This window comes from Mycobacterium sp. UM_CSW (assembly GCF_000455205.1).
Lineage (GTDB): Bacteria > Actinomycetota > Actinomycetes > Mycobacteriales > Mycobacteriaceae > Mycobacterium.
In genome coordinates this window covers 38,309-56,016 of sequence record NZ_AUWQ01000008.1, presented here as the reverse complement: position 1 = coordinate 56,016, position 17,708 = coordinate 38,309, and the positions used below count along the sequence as shown (strand labels likewise).

9 protein-coding genes are annotated in these 17,708 nt (G+C 65.9%); 4 read left to right on the top strand and 5 right to left on the bottom strand.

The genetic code is table 11. The features are described from left to right. From N415_RS03655 to N415_RS03640, 4 genes are all read right to left on the bottom strand, one after another. Nucleotides 1–2,060: heterodisulfide reductase-related iron-sulfur binding cluster (locus N415_RS03655; protein ID WP_068177314.1), on the bottom strand; the 2,060-nt coding region annotated here is incomplete at its 3' end. Between the two features lie 122 nt (nt 2,061–2,182). Then, nucleotides 2,183–3,826: an Hsp70 family protein gene (locus N415_RS03650; RefSeq protein ID WP_068177312.1), complete on the bottom strand. Its 1,644-nt coding sequence runs from the start codon at nt 3,824–3,826 to the stop codon at nt 2,183–2,185. A 10-nt stretch (nt 3,827–3,836) separates the two neighbouring features. Continuing rightward, nucleotides 3,837–4,349 (bottom strand): hypothetical protein, encoded by a 513-nt coding sequence (locus N415_RS03645; protein ID WP_068177310.1) that lies wholly within the window; start codon nt 4,347–4,349, stop codon nt 3,837–3,839. A gap of 52 nt (nt 4,350–4,401) precedes the next feature. Next, on the bottom strand, nt 4,402–5,985 hold the full coding sequence (locus tag N415_RS03640; protein WP_068177329.1) for a PPE family protein: 1,584 nt from the start codon (nt 5,983–5,985) through the stop codon (nt 4,402–4,404). Between the two features lie 250 nt (nt 5,986–6,235). On the opposite strand from N415_RS03640, the gene N415_RS03635 reads away from it, so the two are divergent. Both N415_RS03635 and N415_RS03630 read left to right on the top strand, forming a co-directional pair. Then, nucleotides 6,236–7,486 carry an HNH endonuclease signature motif containing protein gene (locus N415_RS03635; protein ID WP_068177308.1) on the top strand — a complete coding sequence of 417 codons (1,251 nt, stop codon included), beginning with the start codon at nt 6,236–6,238 and terminating at the stop codon, nt 7,484–7,486. Between the two features lie 165 nt (nt 7,487–7,651). Then, entirely contained in the window at nt 7,652–10,846 is a 3,195-nt protein-coding gene (locus N415_RS03630) for an adenylate/guanylate cyclase domain-containing protein (RefSeq protein WP_255342503.1), read from the top strand. Nucleotides 10,847–10,860: 14 nt separating this feature from the next. Here N415_RS03630 and N415_RS03625 read toward each other — a convergent pair whose 3' ends face one another. Further along, a complete protein-coding gene (locus tag N415_RS03625) occupies nt 10,861–11,358 on the bottom strand; it encodes a hypothetical protein (protein ID WP_068177307.1) in 498 nt (165 codons plus the stop codon). A 363-nt stretch (nt 11,359–11,721) separates the two neighbouring features. Here N415_RS03625 and N415_RS03620 point away from each other — a divergent pair, with 363 nt between their 5' ends. Together N415_RS03620 and N415_RS03615 are read left to right on the top strand one after the other, a co-directional pair. After that, nucleotides 11,722–14,394: an adenylate/guanylate cyclase domain-containing protein gene (locus N415_RS03620; RefSeq protein ID WP_239645439.1), complete on the top strand. Its 2,673-nt coding sequence runs from the start codon at nt 11,722–11,724 to the stop codon at nt 14,392–14,394. Nucleotides 14,395–14,630: 236 nt separating this feature from the next. Further along, nucleotides 14,631–17,678, top strand: coding sequence for an adenylate/guanylate cyclase domain-containing protein (locus tag N415_RS03615; protein ID WP_343203450.1), 3,048 nt, complete (start codon nt 14,631–14,633; stop codon nt 17,676–17,678). The last annotated feature ends 30 nt before the right edge of the window (nt 17,679–17,708 follow it).

Genomic DNA, 17,708 nt, shown 5'->3' with positions numbered 1-17,708 from the left:
GCCTCGTCGACGCGCTCGTGGTTGATCCGCTTGCCGATGTGCTCTTCCATCCACATACGCGCACCGCCGGCGCCGCAGCAGAAGCTGCGCTCGGCGTGCCGCGGCATCTCGGTGAGGGTGGCGCCCGCGGCGCCGATCAGCTCGCGCGGCGCCTCGTACACCTTGTTGTGCCGGCCCAAATAACACGGGTCGTGATACGTGATCTCCTGGGAGACAGACGTAACCGGCACCAGCTTCTTGTCCCGCACCAGCCGGTTGAGCAGCTGCGTGTGGTGCAACACGGTGTAGTTGGAGCCCAGCTGCCGGTACTCCTTGCCCAGGGTGTTGAAGCAGTGCGGGCAGGTGACGACGATCTTGCGGTCGACGGTCTCCACGCCCTCGAACAGCCCGTCCAGGGTCTCGACGGCCTGGGCGGCCAGCTGCTGGAAGAGGAACTCGTTGCCCGACCGGCGCGCGGAGTCGCCGTTGCACGTTTCGCCCGTCCCCAGCACCAGGTACTTCACGCCGGCGACGGCCAGCAACTCGGCGACGGCCTTGGTGGTCTTCTTCGCCTTGTCGTCATACGCGCCGGCGCAGCCCACCCAGAACAGGTACTCGTAGCCGTCGAAGCTGTCGACGTCCTCGCCGTACACCGGGACGTCGAAGTCGACCTCGTCGATCCAGTTGGTCCGGTCGGAGGCGTTCTGGCCCCACGGATTCGCCTTGGTCTCAAGGTTTTTGAACAGCACCGACAGCTCGGAGGGGAACTCCGACTCCATCATCACCTGGTAGCGGCGCATGTCGACGATGTGGTCGACGTGCTCGATGTCCACCGGGCACTGCTCGACGCAGGCGCCGCACGTCACGCAGGACCACAGCACGTCGGGGTCGATGACGCCGCCCTGCTCGGCGGTGCCGACCAGCGGGCGGGTCGCCTGCTCCGGACCCGAGCCCATCACGCGGCCGAAGCCTGACTCGGGGACGTGATGCTCCTCGGCGTGCTTCTCGCCGCTCAGGTTCTCGGCGACCCCGCCCTCCGGGGTGTTCTCGAGCGGAGTCTCCTTGTCCCCCAGGATGTATGGCGCCTTGGCCATCCAGTGGTCGCGCAGGTCCATGATGACGAGCTTGGGCGACAGCGGCTTTCCGGTGTTCCAGGCCGGACACTGCGACTGACAGCGCCCACACTCGGTGCAGGTGGCGAAGTCGAGCATGCCCTTCCAGGTGAAGTCCTCGATCTTGCCGCGGCCGAATTGCGCGTCGTCCGGCGGGTTTTCGAAGTCGATTGGCTTACCGTCGGACTCGATGGGCAACAGCGGGCCGAGCCCGTCGGGCAGGCGCTTGAAGATGACGTTGATGGGCGCCAGGAAGATGTGTAAGTGCTTGGAGTGCAACACGATCAGCAGGAACGCCAGCATGACGCCGATGTGCAGCATCAGGGCGACGGTCTCGACGATCTCATTGGTGTTGTGCCCCAACGGCCGCAGCAGCGAGCCCATGAAATGGCTGAAGAAAGCGCCGCGGCCGTAAGGGAATTCGTCGCCGAGCGCGTTCACCGAGGCCCCGCGGAAGATGGCGTACGTCCAGATGACGTTGAAGATCATGAACAGGATCAGCCAGGCGCCGCCGGTGTGTGAGCCGTAGAAGCGGGACTGGCGGCCGTACTCTTTCGGCTCGGTGCGCAGCCGGATGATCGCGAAGGTCACGATGCCGGTCAGCACGGCCAGCGCGAAGAAGTCCTGCAGGGCGCCCAGCGCGTCCCAGCGGCCGATGATCGGGATGTGGAAGTTGGGCTGGAACAGCACGCCGTAGGCCTCGATATAGACCGTCAGCAGGATGAAGAATCCCCACATGGTGAAGAAGTGCGCCAGACCGGGCAGCGACCACTTCAGCAGCTTGCGCTGCCCGAACACCTCGGTGAGTTCCGTCCAGATGCGGTTGCCGACGTGGTCGGCGCGCCCGCTGGCCGGCTGGCCGGACATGATCAGCTTGTTCAGCCACAGGACGCGGCGCGCAGCGAAAGCGCCCACCACCACGGTCATGCCCAGTCCGAGTATCAGTCTGATGAGCGTTTGCGTGGTCACAGAAGGTCTCCCCAATTCCTAGTTTGTTGCCTACCGAGGCTTGCTCATAGTGACATCTGGGTAGGTTTCGGTGCGAGATAGGCTGCCCTAAGTCGCCGCTCGGCGGCGCCCGTGGCCTGCGGCTAACGTCCGAACGGCGGTTGCGGCAGGGGCAGCGGCAGCGGCCTTTGTCGCGTGGTCGTCGGCGCCGCGGTGGTGGTTGCCTGCGACGTCGTGGTCGGCTGGGCGCTCGTGGTGGTCGGCGCCGCCGTTGTGGTCGTGGGCGGCGGACTGCTGGTCGTGGTCGTCGCCGGAGGCTCGGTCGATGACGACGGCGGTGGCGGCGGGGGCGGAAGCACCGTCACGGTGGTGGTGCCGTTCGGCTCCGTGATCGTTTCCGTCTGCGACGTTTGCGGCGGCGCTTGTTCGGTCGGCGGGGTGTTGTTGGTCGGGGTGGTTTTCGGGTGGCCCAGGGTCAGCGCCAACACCACCGCGAGCAGCACGGCCGCGGCCGCGCCGACGACGCTCAACACCAGCGCGGTGCGCTTGTACCACGGCAGCGTCCCGGTCGCGGCGGCGAGGCGGCCGCTGTCGGTGTCACCCAATCTCGTTGGCTCCCGGCCGTATTCGCCGGTCATGTCGGGGCCGACGTAGGGCACCGGCTCGGCGGCGTCGTCGGCGTCGGCCGACCACGCCAGGGCGGGGCCGCCGTCGACGACCTTGGCGGTCTCGACCAATTCGGTCGGGTTTTCCACGACGGGGCTGGCGGCGGTCGCGACACCCGCCGCGGCCTGCTGTTGGCCCAGCACCGCCGCGCCGACGGCGGCGGCGAGCGCGGGTTGCGGCGCGGTGTGGATCGGCACCCGCAGGCGCTCCGACAAACGCGCGGCGACCAACGGGATGCTGGCGCCCCCGCCGACGGCCGCCACGGCCGCCAGGTTGGACCGCTCGATCCCGTTGCGCTGCAACGTGTCTTCCACGGTGCCGATGAATCCGTCCAGCGGTTGCGAGATGAGCTGTTCGAGTTCGGCGCGGGTAAGCCGGACCTCGTCACCGGCAACCGTGGTGCTGGACAGCTGCTCCTTGACGCGGCGGCATTGGGCGAGTTGGCGCGCCTGCGCTCCGATTCGGGCGGTGCTGGCCAGGTCGGTGCTGGTGGCGTCCGAACCGCCCGAGCGCACGTAATCGAGGATGAGTTGGTCGATCCCGTCGCCGGAGAAGTCGGTGTAGCGCACCGACGAACCAATCTGTGCAAGGGTCGACCCGGCATTGATCAACGTGACGCTGGTGCCGCTGGCGCCGAAATCGCACACCGCGACGACGCCGCCCGGGAATCCCGGGTGGGCGCGCAGCGTCGAGAGCGCGGCGGTGGCGTCGGAGATCAGGGCCGGCGCCACACCGCCGCGGGTCAGGTCCGGCTGGGCGAAAAATTCGTCGCGCAGCGCGGTGGTTTGCGCCTCCGACCAGTAGGCGGGAACCGCGACGGTGACGGGCGTGCCGTAGCCCACCGTGCGGGCCATGGCCTCGATCGCCTCGACCGTCAGCACCTCGCCGAGGTACTTCGTCCCGTCGGCTGCCACCAGCGGCGCGCGGTCCCCGACCCGCTCGACGAACCCACGCAGCACCAGACCCGGCTCGGAGAGGTTGGGGTTTTCCTCCGGCAGGCCGATTTCGGTGGGCCGGTGCTCGAACAGCGTCAAGACCGAGCTGCGGACCACCGGAGCGCTGCCCGAACGGACCGCCACCAGATTGGCCGCCCCGATCGACAGCCCGAGCGCCTCGCTCATAGCGCGGACTTCACTGCGTAAGGCCCGGCGGCAGCGTGACCACGGGTCCGTCGGGAATGGTGATCACCGACGGCAGCTGGGGCATGTGGTGCCGATGTGTCGGCTGTTGCTGGGTCGGCTGGCGCGTGGGCTGCTGGGTCGGCTGCTGTGCGGGCGGCTCGACCGCGCTGCTGGTGGGCGGCGGCGCCGATGATTCGGTGGTCGTCGGCGTCATCGTCGTCGTGGTGGTGGTCGTCGTCGGGGTGGTGCTGCTCGTGGTGCTCGGGCTGGGGCTGGTGCCCTGGCCGCCCTGGATCAGCTCCATCAGCCCGTAGACGATCAGTGCGAGCAGGACCAGGACGGCGATAATCCAGGCGATGATTCCGGCGGGCTTGCGGTACCAGGGGGTCGGCTCGGGTTCCTGCTCGAACGGATCGAGCGCCTCGGGTTGTTCCGGCTGGTCCGGTGGCGGTTCCGCGGCGCCATAGTTCGCATACTGCGTCCGCTGATTGTGGAAGTCGTCCGGTGGGCCGTTGGATGCCACGGAGCCGATGGTACTGACACCTCCTTCGGGCCAGCTCAGAGCGTCGACCCGGTTAGGCGATACCGAGTTCGTGATCGATCTGCGCCCAGTACTGCGGGCCGTCCAGAGTGAGGATGATCCAGTCGTGGATTTCGCCGTTGCCCAGCACGAAGTTGAACGGGGCGCCCGCCGTAGCCGCCTCCTGCTGGAGGACGAGCACGTCGGGCGACAGCGAATCCAGGTTGCCCGAGTAGACGTATGTCGGTGGGAGCTTGCTGAGCACAGTCTGCGACGCGTACAGCGGGCTCACCTCGGGGTTGGTCGTGGAAAGGCCGCCCGCCCACTCCTTGCCGATCTGTATTCCAGGCGCAACCGGCAGCAGGGGATCCTGGACGAACGCGATGTTCGGGTTGCTGAACGTGACATCCAGCCACGGAGACAGCAGGACCATCGAGGTTGGCATGGCGGCATTCGGATTCTGGGCCAACGTGTATTCGAGGGCCGCAAGAGCCAGGTTGCCGCCGGCGGAGTCGCCGGTCACGCTGACATGCCCGGGGTGCGCGGCGATCTGCGAGTTGATGAAGCCGGCCATCTGGGGCACCACCGTGCCGGCCGTGCCGCCCTGCTGCAGCAGCGGGTAGATCGGCACTTCGATGGTCGCGCCGGTCTGATACGCCATGACCGTGTAGTCGAGCCAGTGGAAGATCGAGGGCGCGAAAATGAACGCGCCACCGTGAATGGCCACCACGTAGTTGCCGGTCGGGTGAGCCGGGGTGATCTGCACGACGTCCATCCCGTTATATGTGGTGTGCTGCACCGTTTCTCCGAGCAGCAACGGCAGCAACCGCGGCGGGGTGTTGGACAGGCCTATCCCGAGCAGCGGATTGTTGCCGGTAAACAGCTGCAGGAACGGGGAACTGGGCGACGAAAGCTGAGCTTCGAGTCCCGGGAAGAAACCCAGGAGGGGCTTCACCGGGTACAGCGCGGCTTCTTCGAACCGGGTGGCCAGCGACGGTCCGCCGGTGTAGGTCCCCGTCTGCGTCGCCGAGAAGGGCGGAGCGGCCGGCGCCCCGAAGATGGTGCCGATGACCGTGTTGGCCACGTGGTGGAATTCGCTTTCGACAGCTTGGACGAATTCACCGGGCAGGCTTTGCAGCGCTTGCTCCCACGAGCCCAACTGCGCGACCGTTGCCGACGCGCTGGCGTGATACCCGCCCATCGCGGCGATGTCCTGAGCCCACATCTGCTCGTAGTCGGCCTCGGCGGCCGCGATCGCGGGGGCGTTCTGACCGAACAGGTTCGAGATCACCAGCGACACCAATTGGCCGCGATTCGCGTTGATCGCTGCCGGGTCCACGATCGTCGCCAGCGCGGACTCGTAGGCGGTTGCCGCCGCGCGGGCCTGGGCCGCCGACTGTTCGGCCTGGGCGGCCGCCCCGCCGAGCCACCTCACGTAGCGGGCCGCCGCGTCCGTCATCGAGGCCGACGCGGGCCCTTGCCAGGCCTGCCCGGCCAGGTCCGAGGTCAAGGAGTTGAACGCGTTGGCCGCCGAACTCAATTCGGAGCCGACGCCCTCCCAGGCAGCCGCCGCCTCCAACATCGGCCCAGGACCCGGTCCATCAAGCAGCAATACCGAATTGACCTCTGGCGGCCACACCAAAAAGCTCACCACTGCTCCCCTCGATCAGCGCTGATCGCATTTCCCCTTCAGGAACGTACCGCATCGACTCAGGCCGGAATCCTGGATTGCGGCAGCTTTATCCTCGGTGACCCCGGATGCAGGTGGCTGGGTTGCGCGCCGTGCGGTGGCCGTTCAGATTGTGCCGCTTGGCCAATGACGACGGTCGTGGGTCCGGCGCGGATTTCTTGGCCGAAAACTTGTCGTACCTGGTTGTGATGATGGGGTCATGTCTTCGACCGCATCTGTTGGCGCTTGGGTGGTGAATGAGCCGACGCGTCTTGAGGTGTTGTTTGAGGAGTTGGCGGAGTTGTGCGGTCAACGCAATGCGATTGATGGGCGCATTGTGGACATCGTCGCCGAGATCGATCGCGACGGATTGTGGGGTAATACCGGGGCGCGGTCGATCCCGGCGTTGGTGGCCTGGAAGACCGGCTGCTCACCGGCCAACGCGCAGACGATCGCCACGGTGGCCGGCCGCGCGCAGGAGTTTCCGCGCTGCACCCGGGAGTTGCGGCAGGGGCGGTTGTCGCTGGATCAGGTCGGGGTGATCGCCGCCCGCGCGGGTGAGGGATCGGATGAGCATTACGTCCAGCTGGCGAAGGTGGCCACGGTCACTCAGTTGCGCACCGCGATCAAGCTCGAACCGCGCCCCGAGGCCGAGGCCCGCCCGGAGCTGCAACCCTCGATCACCAAGACCTCGAGCGAGGAGGGCAGCTGTTGGCGGATCAAGCTTCCGCATCCCGAGGCGGCGACGTTCGAGGCGGCGTTGGCGTCGCACCGGGAGGCGCTGATCGCCCAGTGGAAGCGCGACCGCGACGATAGCGAGGCCGCCTCCGATGCGGCGCCGCCGTTCCCGGACACCGTGCAGGCGTTTCTGCGACTGGTGGAGGCCGGCTGGGACGCCGAGGCCACCCGCCGCCCGTACGGGCAGCACACCACGTTGGTGGTGCACCTCGATGTTGAGCGGCGTGCCGCCGCGCTACACCTGGGTCCGCTGCTCTCCGACGCCGAGCGCCAATACCTGACCTGTGATGCCACCTGCGAGGTGTGGTTCGAACGCGACGGGCGGCCCATCGGCGCCGGGCGCACCACTCGCACCGTCAACCGCCGGCTACGCCGCGCCCTCGAGCACCGCCACCCCACCTGCGCGGTGCCCGGCTGCGGGGCCACCCGCGGTCTGCACGCCCACCACCTCGTGCACTGGGAAAACGGCGGCCCCACCGAGTTGACCAACCTGGTGCTGTTATGCCCCTATCACCACCGGGCACACCACCGCGGCCTGATCACCATCACCGGACCCGCCGACCACCTCGTCGTCACCGACGACGGCGGCCGACCACTGTCCGCGGGATCACTCGCCCGACCACCGAACCACCCCCCACCCGCCGTCCCACCCTGCCGCGGACCCCTCGGCGAACGCGCCGACTGGTGGTGGTACACCCCCTTCGAACCCCAACCCCCACCAACAAACAATTGAGCCGCTCGCCGGCAGCGCATCGAACCTGAAACAGGCTGAGGCGTAGGGGTTTCGCCTCGGATCTCGACAGCGGCCAGCCCGGGCCGCAACCGAGACTGCGCCGACACCACTGCGCCGGCTCGACGATAGGACGACATCGTTGACCCGCAGTGACACCATATTGGCGTGGACGACGCGCGTGCTGCGCTGAGCGCAACGGGACTGTCGTGTGCTTCGTGCGGCACACAGCTTCCGCCGCCGTCCAAGTTCTGTTATCACTGCGGCGCACCGGTTACCGAGGTCAGCCGACCGGCCGAGTACAAGCAGGTCACGGTGCTCTTCGCCGACGTCGTCGACTCGATGGGCATCGCGGCGACTCTCGGGACGGAGCGGCTGCGCGAGATCATGGTCGACCTGGCCAACCGCTGCGCGGCCGTCGTCCAGCGCTACGGCGGCACGGTGGACAAGTTCACCGGCGACGGGATCATGGCGGTCTTCGGTGCGCCGGTGGCAATGGAGGACCACGCTTTTCGTGCATGCCTTTCGGCGTTGAGCATTCAGGCCGAAGCGAAGGCGCTGGCAGCCGAGGTAGAGCGGCGAGACGGTACGGAACTGCTCCTGCGGGTGGGGCTGAATTCCGGTCAGGTGATCGCCGGTGAAATCGGTTCGGGCTCTTTCGGATACACCGCGCTGGGTAAACAGGTCGGGCTGGCCCAACGAATGGAATCGGTCGCCCCGCCGGGTGGGGTGATGCTCAGCGTCTCCACCGCGCGACTGGTGGACGGCGCGGCGGCGCTCAGTCAACCGGAGCTGGTCCGCGTCAAGGGCGTCACCGAACCGGTCACCGCGTACCGCCTGCTGGACACGCGAGATCGTCGTCGCGCCACAGAGCGCGCCGAGTCGAATCTGGTCGGTCGCCGGTGGGAAATCTCCACCGTCGAGGGCTTGTTGGACCGCGCACTCGCTGGACACGGCGCTGTTGTCCACGTAGTGGGTGAACCCGGTATCGGCAAGAGCCGGCTGGTGCGCGAGATCGCGGCAATGGCGTCGGCCCGGGATGTGGAGGTGTTCAACACTTTCTGCGAATCGCACACGAGCCAGGTCCCATTTCATGCCGTGGCGCGTCTGTTGCGGGCGGCCACCGGGGTCGAAGGCCTTGACGCCCAGGCTGCCCGCGCCCGAGTGCGAGAGCAGATGCCGGACGCAGATCGCGAGGACGCGCTACTGCTCGACGACCTGCTCGGCATCGCCGACCCGGGCAGAGCCGTTCCGGCGATCGATCCCGATGCCCGCAGGCGGCGGTTGGCCGCACTGGTGACCGCCGCCAGGTTGTCCCGCCCACGGACTGCGGTCTACGTCATCGAGGACGCCCACTGGATCGATGAGGCCAGCGAGTCGATGCTGACCGATTTCCTGACGGTGATCCCGCAGACCGCTTCGTTGGTGCTGATCACGTATCGACCCGAGTATCGCGGCGCGTTGACTCGAGTGGCCAATGCACACACCGTAGCCCTTGCGCCACTGAGTGATTCAGAAACCGCGACCCTCGTCGCGCAGCTCCTCGGTCCACACCCCTCGGTTGGTGCGCTGAGCCGACGAGTCGCCGAGAGGGCCGCCGGTAACCCGTTTTTCGCCGAGGAATTGGTCCGCGAACTGGCCGAGCGCGGCGTACTGGACGGGGAGCCCGGCGCCTACATCACGGCGGCGGAGGTGAGCGAGGTGACGGTGCCCGCTACGCTGCAGGCGACGATTGCCGCGCGCATCGACCGGCTCGATCGGAAAGCCAAGCGGACGCTGAGCGCCGCGGCCGTCATCGGCTCGCGATTCGGCCTGGACCTGCTCAGGGTGCTCGGTGTCGACCCGGTGCTTCCCCCTTTGGTGACAGCACAGCTCATCGATCAGGTCCGGGTCAGTCCTGAACCGGAATTCGTCTTTCACCATCCGCTCATTCGTGCGGTGGCCTACGAAGCACAGCTCAAATCGGATCGCTCGGATCTGCACCGGCGGCTGGCCGCCGCGATTGAGGCCGGCGACCAAGGCTCGGACGAAAACGCCGCACTGATCGCCGAACACCTTGAGGCCGCCGGCGATTTGCAAGCCGCATACGGCTGGCACATGCGCGCCGCGACCTGGGCGACCAACCGGGACATCAAGGCGGCGCGGCTGAGCTGGCAGCGGGCGGCAGATATCGCCGATGCGCTACAAGCTGACCCCCCGCACCGGGCGGCCATGCGCATCGCCCCGCGCACCATGCTGTGCGGGACGGGCTGGCGCGTCCACGCCGACATTGCCGGTGACCGCTTCGATGAATTGCGGGACTTGTGCAACGCCGCGGGGGACAAGGCGTCCTTGGGCATCGCGACGGCGGGTTCGGTGGTCGGCCATGCCCATCAGGACCGGCTGCGCGAGGCGTCGCAGCTGGCGTCGGAAGCCTGGGCCCTCGCCGAGGCGCTCGAAGATGAGAACTTGACGGTAGGGCTTTCTTTCCCGGTGATCTACGGGCAGATCGAATGCGGCCGGTGGTGTGACGTGCTGCGATGCTCGCAGACCGTGATCGACCTGGCCCACGGCGATCCGACGAAAGGCAACTTCCTGGTCGGGTCTCCGCTGGCGCTCGCGTTCGCGTCGCGGGGCATGGCCCGTTATTTCCTGGGCCTTCCCGGATGGCCCGAAGACCTGCGGCGCGGCATGCCGATGGCCCGACAGATTGACCCGGCTTCCTACGCGGGGGTCGTCGGCTACGCCTATTTGCTCGGGATCCCGTTCGGCGTCCTGAGGCCGGATGATCGTGCGCTGGACGAGATCGAGGGTGCCCTACGGATTGCCGAGCGCTCCAGCGACGACGTCGTGGTGGGTTTCATCCGGGCGGCGTTGAGTCTTGCGCTGATGCATCGCCAAGAGGCTGCCGAGCGTGACCGCGGGCAGCAGCTCGCCGTCGGGGTCCGCGAGGTGTTCCTCAGCCAGGGGCACAACGTGTGCGACTTGCCGGTCATCGAGGCCTACTTGGCGCGTGAACAGGCGACGCGTGCAGACCGCGATGAGGCCATCGCGCTGCTGCGCGCCACGGGCGACCATGTGTTCCGCGACGGACGACTGCTGCTGTGGGGCATCCCCGTGACCGGTGTTCTGGTGGAAACGCTGCTCGACCGCGGGGCCGACGGTGACGTGGCAGAAGCCGAGGCCGCGATCGAGCGGTTGGCGGCCGCGTCCGCCGATGAGGGCCTGGTGATGCGCGACATCTGGCTGCTGCGTCTGCGAGCGCTGTCGGCGCGAACTCGCGGCGACGAGGCCGCCTATCGCGACCGCCGGGACCGTTACCGCGACATAACGAAAACGCTTGGCTACCAAGGGCATATCGCCTGGGCCGAGGCGATGCCATGACGGCGGCTCCCGCCTTACGCCGGTATAACTCCGCGAGCGACGAGAATCGCGCGTATCTCCGAATTCCTCGTCTGGACTTCGTGGTACTCGAAGCCCTCGACGACCGCCACCCAATCATCACCTCGATAGATCGCGAACTCAGCAGCCGAGGCCAACGCTTGGTAGAACGCCGCCGCGACGTCATCCGACCACATGACCCATATTCCGTGTTCGGTTTCAGACAGGGCGCCGATCGACGCGTAGAAGCTGTCAAGCGCACCGCTCGCCCGATCTGGATTCAGGAAGTACAAGACGTGTGGGACCTCTGAATACAGCTTTTGCAGGAACGCAGCGATGGCCGGATTCAGGTAGGGATAACCGTCCGGTACGTCGGCGAAGCTCAGGACGACTGATCCGCGCCAAGCCAGGACCCGTGCCGGATCATCGCCGACATTGGTCAGTACATTCCGTACCGCAGAGACGTCTGCCTGGCGCCACTGACTTGCCGGGATATCGAGCCGCTGGACGGTCATTGTGGTTGCCGTTACTCAGGTGCCAGCTCGTGAGCCATGTGGTCCCCCAACATTAATCGAGCCTGCTGTAAGGCCGCGGGTTTCCGGCATCCTCCCATGTTCGACCTTTTTCGTCACGGGCGTGAAGGATGGTCTATGGACCTGGTATCTAGAAACAGTTTGGCAAGAATGCTTGCGTCGTTGATTCGACGGATGCTCGTGACCGAGCATTGATCTCGTGCAAGGTGGCTCACCATCGTGTCGGGGTTCCATCCGCCTCATCCCGGGGTCGGTGCCTCGGCCCGCAAGAATATGGTCCAGCATCTACTCGAGCTTGAAAGTTCGTTTCGGCTGGCGGCGTTGACGTGGCTTGTATGACATCCTGTGCAGGTGTCCCGACGGGACCCGCCTTTGGGTGTAGTGACATTTCTGTTCACCGATATTGAGGGTTCGACCCGTCGGTGGGAGTCCGACGCGGAGGCGATGCGGATCGCTTTAGCCGCCCACGACGAAGTGTTGTGTAAGGCGATCGAGGCGCACGAAGGCTGGTTGTTCAAACACACCGGGGACGGCGTGTGCGCTGCGTTCGTCTCACCTAAGTCAGCGGTCGATGCCGCGGTGGCCGCACAGCGTGCGCTGGAGTTGCCGGTGCGGATGGGCATCGCGACCGGGGAAGCCGAACTTCGTCAGGGTGACTACTTCGGAACGGTGCTTAATCGAGCTGCACGAGTAATGACCGCTGGACATGGTGGTCAGATCCTGCTGGCGGAGTCGACGGCGGGCCTGGTCAGTGGTGTTGATCTGGTCGACCTGGGACCGCGCCGATTGCGGGATGTACCGACCCCAATCGGTATGTTCCAGCTCCGAGCGGCGGGACTTCGCACGGACTTTCCGCCATTACGTGCGCTGGATGCGAGTCCCGGCAACCTGCGGCCAGCGGTCACCAGCTTCGTCGGGCGCGAGTCCGAGATCGCTGAGGTGCGAGCCGCCGTAAAGGCTCATCGGTTGGTCACGTTGACTGGGGCGGGCGGGATCGGCAAAACTCGCCTGGCGGTGGAAGTCGCGACGCGGCTGGCCGACGAATTCCCGGACGGGGTCTGGTTTTTCGACTTGGCCGCGGTCGCCGATCCGGCGGCGGTGCCCGATGCGGTGGCCGCGGTGCTGGGCGTCATCCAACAACCGGGCAAGAGCGTGGCTGACAGTCTCGCGGCCGCGTTGGAGGGCCGAGTCCGCCTGCTGGTGTTCGACAATTGCGAGCACGTTGTCGACAGTGTCGCGGATCTGGTCGGAGCCATCCTGACCGCCTCGGCGACCGTGACGATTCTGGCCACCAGCCGAGAAGGATTGGGGGTCAGCGACGAACAGTTATGGCGTGTCCCGTCGCTCGACGTCACCTCCGGAACCGAATCTGCCGCCGTGACCCTTTTCCTCGACCGCGCCCAGAGTGTCGTTTCGGACTTCTCGGTGGCCCAGCCTGGCGAGTCGGACGCTGTCGTGGAAATCTGCCTCCGACTCGAGGGCATCCCGTTGGCCATCGAGTTGGCGGCCTCGCGAATGGCGGCCATGACCGCCAGCGAGGTGCGGAATCGGCTGGATCAGCGGTTCCGGCTGCTGGTGGGCTCGCGGCGCGGCATGTCACGCCACCAAACACTGCGCCACGCGGTGGCGTGGTCCTACGATTTGCTGGACGACGCCGAGAAAGCGCTGCTGGAGCGGTGTTCGGTGTTCGCCGGGGGTTTCGACCTCGAAAGCGCCTGCGCTGTGGCGGGCTCCGTCGATGAACTGGACACTCTGGATCTGCTCGATGCGTTGGTGCGCAAGTCATTGCTGATCGCTGACCGGTCGGCGGGGCGGACCCGGTTTGCGATGTTAGAGATGATCCGCCAGTTCGCCGAGGAACAACTCGTGGCCCGCGGCGAAGCATCCGAGGTTCGGGCCACCCACTCGCGCTACTTCGCCGGGCGCGAAGCCGACGTTATGGCCCTGTGGGACAGCCCCCGACAGCGACAGGCCTACGACTGGTTCACCGTCGAGCTGCCCAATCTGCGGACCGCATTCCGGTGGGCCGCCGACCACGGCGATCTCGATGTCGCCGCCACCATCGCCACCTATGCGGGGTGGCTCGGCGCTGGGGCCCAAACCCATGAGCCGGTCTCCTGGGCTGAAGAGCTGATCGAGCCTGCCGGTGCGGTCGAGCACCCGCGACTGGCGTTCCTGTACGTGATTGCGTCGCTGTGCTACTCGACCGGACGGATCGAGGCGGCTGTCCGATATTGCGAAGCCGGTCAGATCGTCATCGGCAGGAGCCGCGAGTCGGTGCCGTACGGCATCGAAGCCGTGCTTGGAGTTGCATACGTAGCCATCGGGCAGCCCGAGCGGTTAGCCGATTGGTGCCGCGCCCAGCTCGCACGCCGCCGCGACGCCCCCGTCCTCATTCGGTCATGGCTCGTCCTCGCGTTGGCGGCGGCCGGTTCCGGTGAGGCGGCGAGGGATTGCGCGGACGGCCTCATCGATGCTGCGGAGGCAACGGGCAACCCGACTTTGCTCGCTTGGGCGCTCGGTGCCTACGGTGTGGCTTTTCGTGAGGCGGATCCCGTCGGGGCGCTTCACGCCCTGGACCGGGGTCTGGTGATCGCTCAAGACAGCGGCAACCGCACCGACCTGTCAGCCTTGGCGCTCAATTCGGCCTGGATTGAGGCCGAGCGCGGCGACACCGCCGCGGCGTTCGATCACCTCACTCTGGCAATCCGCAACTTCCACAATGCGGGCGACACCACAACACTCCGTGTCCCGCTGGCCGTCCTCGCCGCGCTTCTCGACCGGCTCGGACGCTACGAACCGGCGGCCACAATTGCCGGGTTCGCGTTCAGTCCTTTCTCTGCCGCGGGGTTCCCCGGAATTACCACCGCGATCACCCATCTGCGTGACGTGCTCGGCGAGGCGATCTACAAATCGCTCGCCCACAATGGCGAAACGATGACCACCGCCGAGGTCGTGACCTACGCGTACGACCAAATCGACCAGGCCAGCGCAGAACTGAACGTGGTCTCGAACTAGACGAGTTGTGAGAGTCTCGAAACTTCGTAGGCACCATCCACCGTGAAGCTAACAGTGCCTCATCGACTATCAGATCGCATATCCTGTGAGAACCCGGGGGCAGGATTGGCGGAGGTCGGATGACGGCCGTAGCTGCATGCCAGACGTGTGGCACAGAACCCCTGGCGGATGCTCGGTTCTGCCACGGTTGCGGCTCACCCGTCGACAGATCCGATACTCGGGCCGAGTACAAGCAGGTGACCGTTCTGTTCGCCGATGTGGTGCACTCGATGGAGATCGCCTCTGCCGTTGGAGCGGAGCGGCTGCGGGAGATCCTGGCCGACCTCGCTGGTCGCTGCGCCACAGCTGTAAAGCAGTATGGCGGCACGGTCGATAAGTTCACTGGTGACGGGATCATGGCGGTGTTCGGTGCGCCAGTGGCGTTGGAGGATCATGCCATTCGTGCCAGTCTGGCGGCCTTGGCCGTTCAGGAGGAGGCGAAGCGGCTCGCCATAGAGGCCCGCGGGCGCGACGGCGTGGAGCTGCAGTTGCGTGTGGGACTTAACTCCGGTCAGGTGGTCGCCGGTGAAATCGGTTCGCGACAGTTCGGCTACACGGCCATCGGCGAGCAAGTCGGCATGGCGCAACGGATGGAATCGGTGGCTCCGCCGGGTGGGGTGATGCTCAGCGCCTCGACTGCGCGACTTGTCGATGGCGTTGCGACTCTAGGCGAATCTGAGCTGGTCCAGATCAAGGGTGGCGGCGCGCCGGTCCCCGCTCATCGGTTGTTGGCAATGGGCGAAGGGCATCGCGCCGGCGGGCGTATGGAGTCGAATCTGGTCGGTCGGCGCTGGGAAATGTCCGCCGTTGAAGGTTTGCTGGATCGCGCGATGGATGGCTACGGGACGGTCGTCACGGTGGTGGGATCACCGGGTATCGGTAAGAGCCGGCTGGTGCGCGAGGTCAGTGCGCTCGCCGCGGCTCGGAGGGTCGAGGTGTTTTCCACCTTCTGCGAGTCCCACGCCACCGATGTCCCGTTTCGTGTGGTGGTGCGGCTAATGCGCGCCATCACCGGGGTGCGCGGCCTCGATGATGCGCATGCTCGTCGGCGGGTGCGGGCACGGATGCGAATCGTGCCGGACGCCGATCCGGAGGACATGCTGCTGCTGGACGACCTGTTGGGCATCGCTGATCCCAATGTTGAGCTGCCCAAAATCGATCCAGACGCGCGGCGGAGGCGGTTGATCAAAGCCGCCTCGCTGGCCCGAAAAGCCCCGGCGATCTATGTCATTGAGGATGCGCACTGGATCGATGAAGTCAGCGAGTCGATGCTGGCCGACCTAGTAGCGGTCGTCCCGCGGACCCGATCTCTGGTGCTGATCACCTACCGCCCCGAATACACCGGCGCATTGAGCCGGGTGCCCGGTGCACAGAGCATCACCCTGACCCCGCTTTCTGATCCGGAGACGGCAACCCTGGTATCGCAGCTGCTCGGGTCGGATCCCTCCGTGAGCGAGCTGGGCCAGATGATCACCGAAAGAGCTGCCGGTAATCCATTTTTCGCCGAGGAGATGGTGCGCGAACTGGCCGAGCGTGGTGTGCTGCAAGGAAACCGCGGCGCCTACGTTTCGATGTTCGAGGCTGCACAGGTGAGCGTGCCCGCGACCGTGCAGGCAACGATTGCCGCGCGCATCGACCGGCTTGACCCGGCGGTTAAGCGCACGCTGACTGCAGCGGCGATCATCGGCTCGAAGTTCAGCCGGGACCAGGTGGAAACACTGGGCGTTGATCCTGTCCTGGACGAACTGGTCGGCGGCCAGTTGATCGATCGGATCACTTTCACTGGCGATCCCGTGTATGTGTTCCGTCATCCGCTGATCCGCACCGTGGCCTATGAATCGCAGCTGAAATCGGATCGCGCCGAGCTGCATCGGCGGCTGGCCGCCGCCATACAGCAACGTGACCCGGCTGGGGCCGACCAGAACGCGGCGTTAATCGCCGAACATCTTGAAGCCGCAGGTGATCTCCACGCAGCCTTCGACTGGCACATGCGTGCAGGCTCATGGTCAACGAACCGTGATATCGCCGCAGCGCGATTGAGCTGGGAGCGAGCCCGGCAGGTCGCCGACCGGTTGCCGAGCAGTGATCCCGACCGCTGGCCGATGCGTATCGCCCCACGAACGCTGCTTTGTGCCACCGCATGGCGTGTCGGTGGGAGTGTCGCGGACACGGGCTTTGATGAACTACGCGTACTCACCACGGACGTCGGCGACAAGAGGTCGCTGGCAATGGCCATGTCTGGGCGGTTGTTGACTCTGGCTTTTCACGGTGAATTTCGTGAGGCGGCCCAATCGGCGTCAGAGTACGCCGATCTCCTCGACTCGATCGGCGACCCTGAGATGACCGTTGGGCTGTTGTTCGGAGCAATTGTGGCTAAGTGGGAATCGGGAGAATCCGCTGCTGCTCTGCGATTGTCACAGCGTGCTATCGACGCTGCACAGGGCGATCCGACGAGGGGGAACCTGATCGTTGGGTCACCGCTGGCATTGGCATTGGCTATGCGCGGCTCAGTGAAATCTTGCCTGGGACAGACCGGTTGGAAGGAGGACCTGGATTTGGCCATTGCAATGGCCAAGGATTCTGATCCGTTCTCACGCGTGCTGACGATCATGTTCAAATCACTCCTAATCGGATACGGAGCACTTCTGCCGGATGCCGTCGCGCTACGTGAAACCGCCGAAGCACTCGACGTGGCCGAGCGCTCAGGCGACGATTTCACACTCGCCAACGCACGAATGGCTAGAGGCGCTCTACTCGTGCAGCTGGGCGGTCGCACGCGGCGCCACGGATGGGATCTGCTCGGCCCTGTCCGTCGAGCCGCCCTCGAACAGCGCTTCACCGTATCCGTGGTGTGGTTCATCGACACCCTGATCGCGAGGGAAAAGAGCCGATCTGGCGAAATCGACGCAGCAATTGAATTGTCGCGGAATGTCGTCGACGAACTTTTGGATGCAGGGAACATGATCTGGAGCGGCCTGGCGACTTCGACGTTGATTGAATTGCTGTTGCAACGGGGAGCGCCCTGCGACCTTGATGAAGCGCAGTCGTCAATCGATCGACTTGTCGCTGTGCCTACCGATCCGGGCTTCATCTTGCATGCCTTGCCGCTCCTGCGGCTGCGCGCACTATCAGCACAGGCTCGCGGTGACGACATCACTTACCGCAATTATCGGGATCGCTACCGTGACATGGCGACATCACTTGGTTTCGAGGGGCACATGAAGTGCGCCGAGGCGATGTTTTGACGTACGAGCGTTGCCCTTGTCTCGAAATAG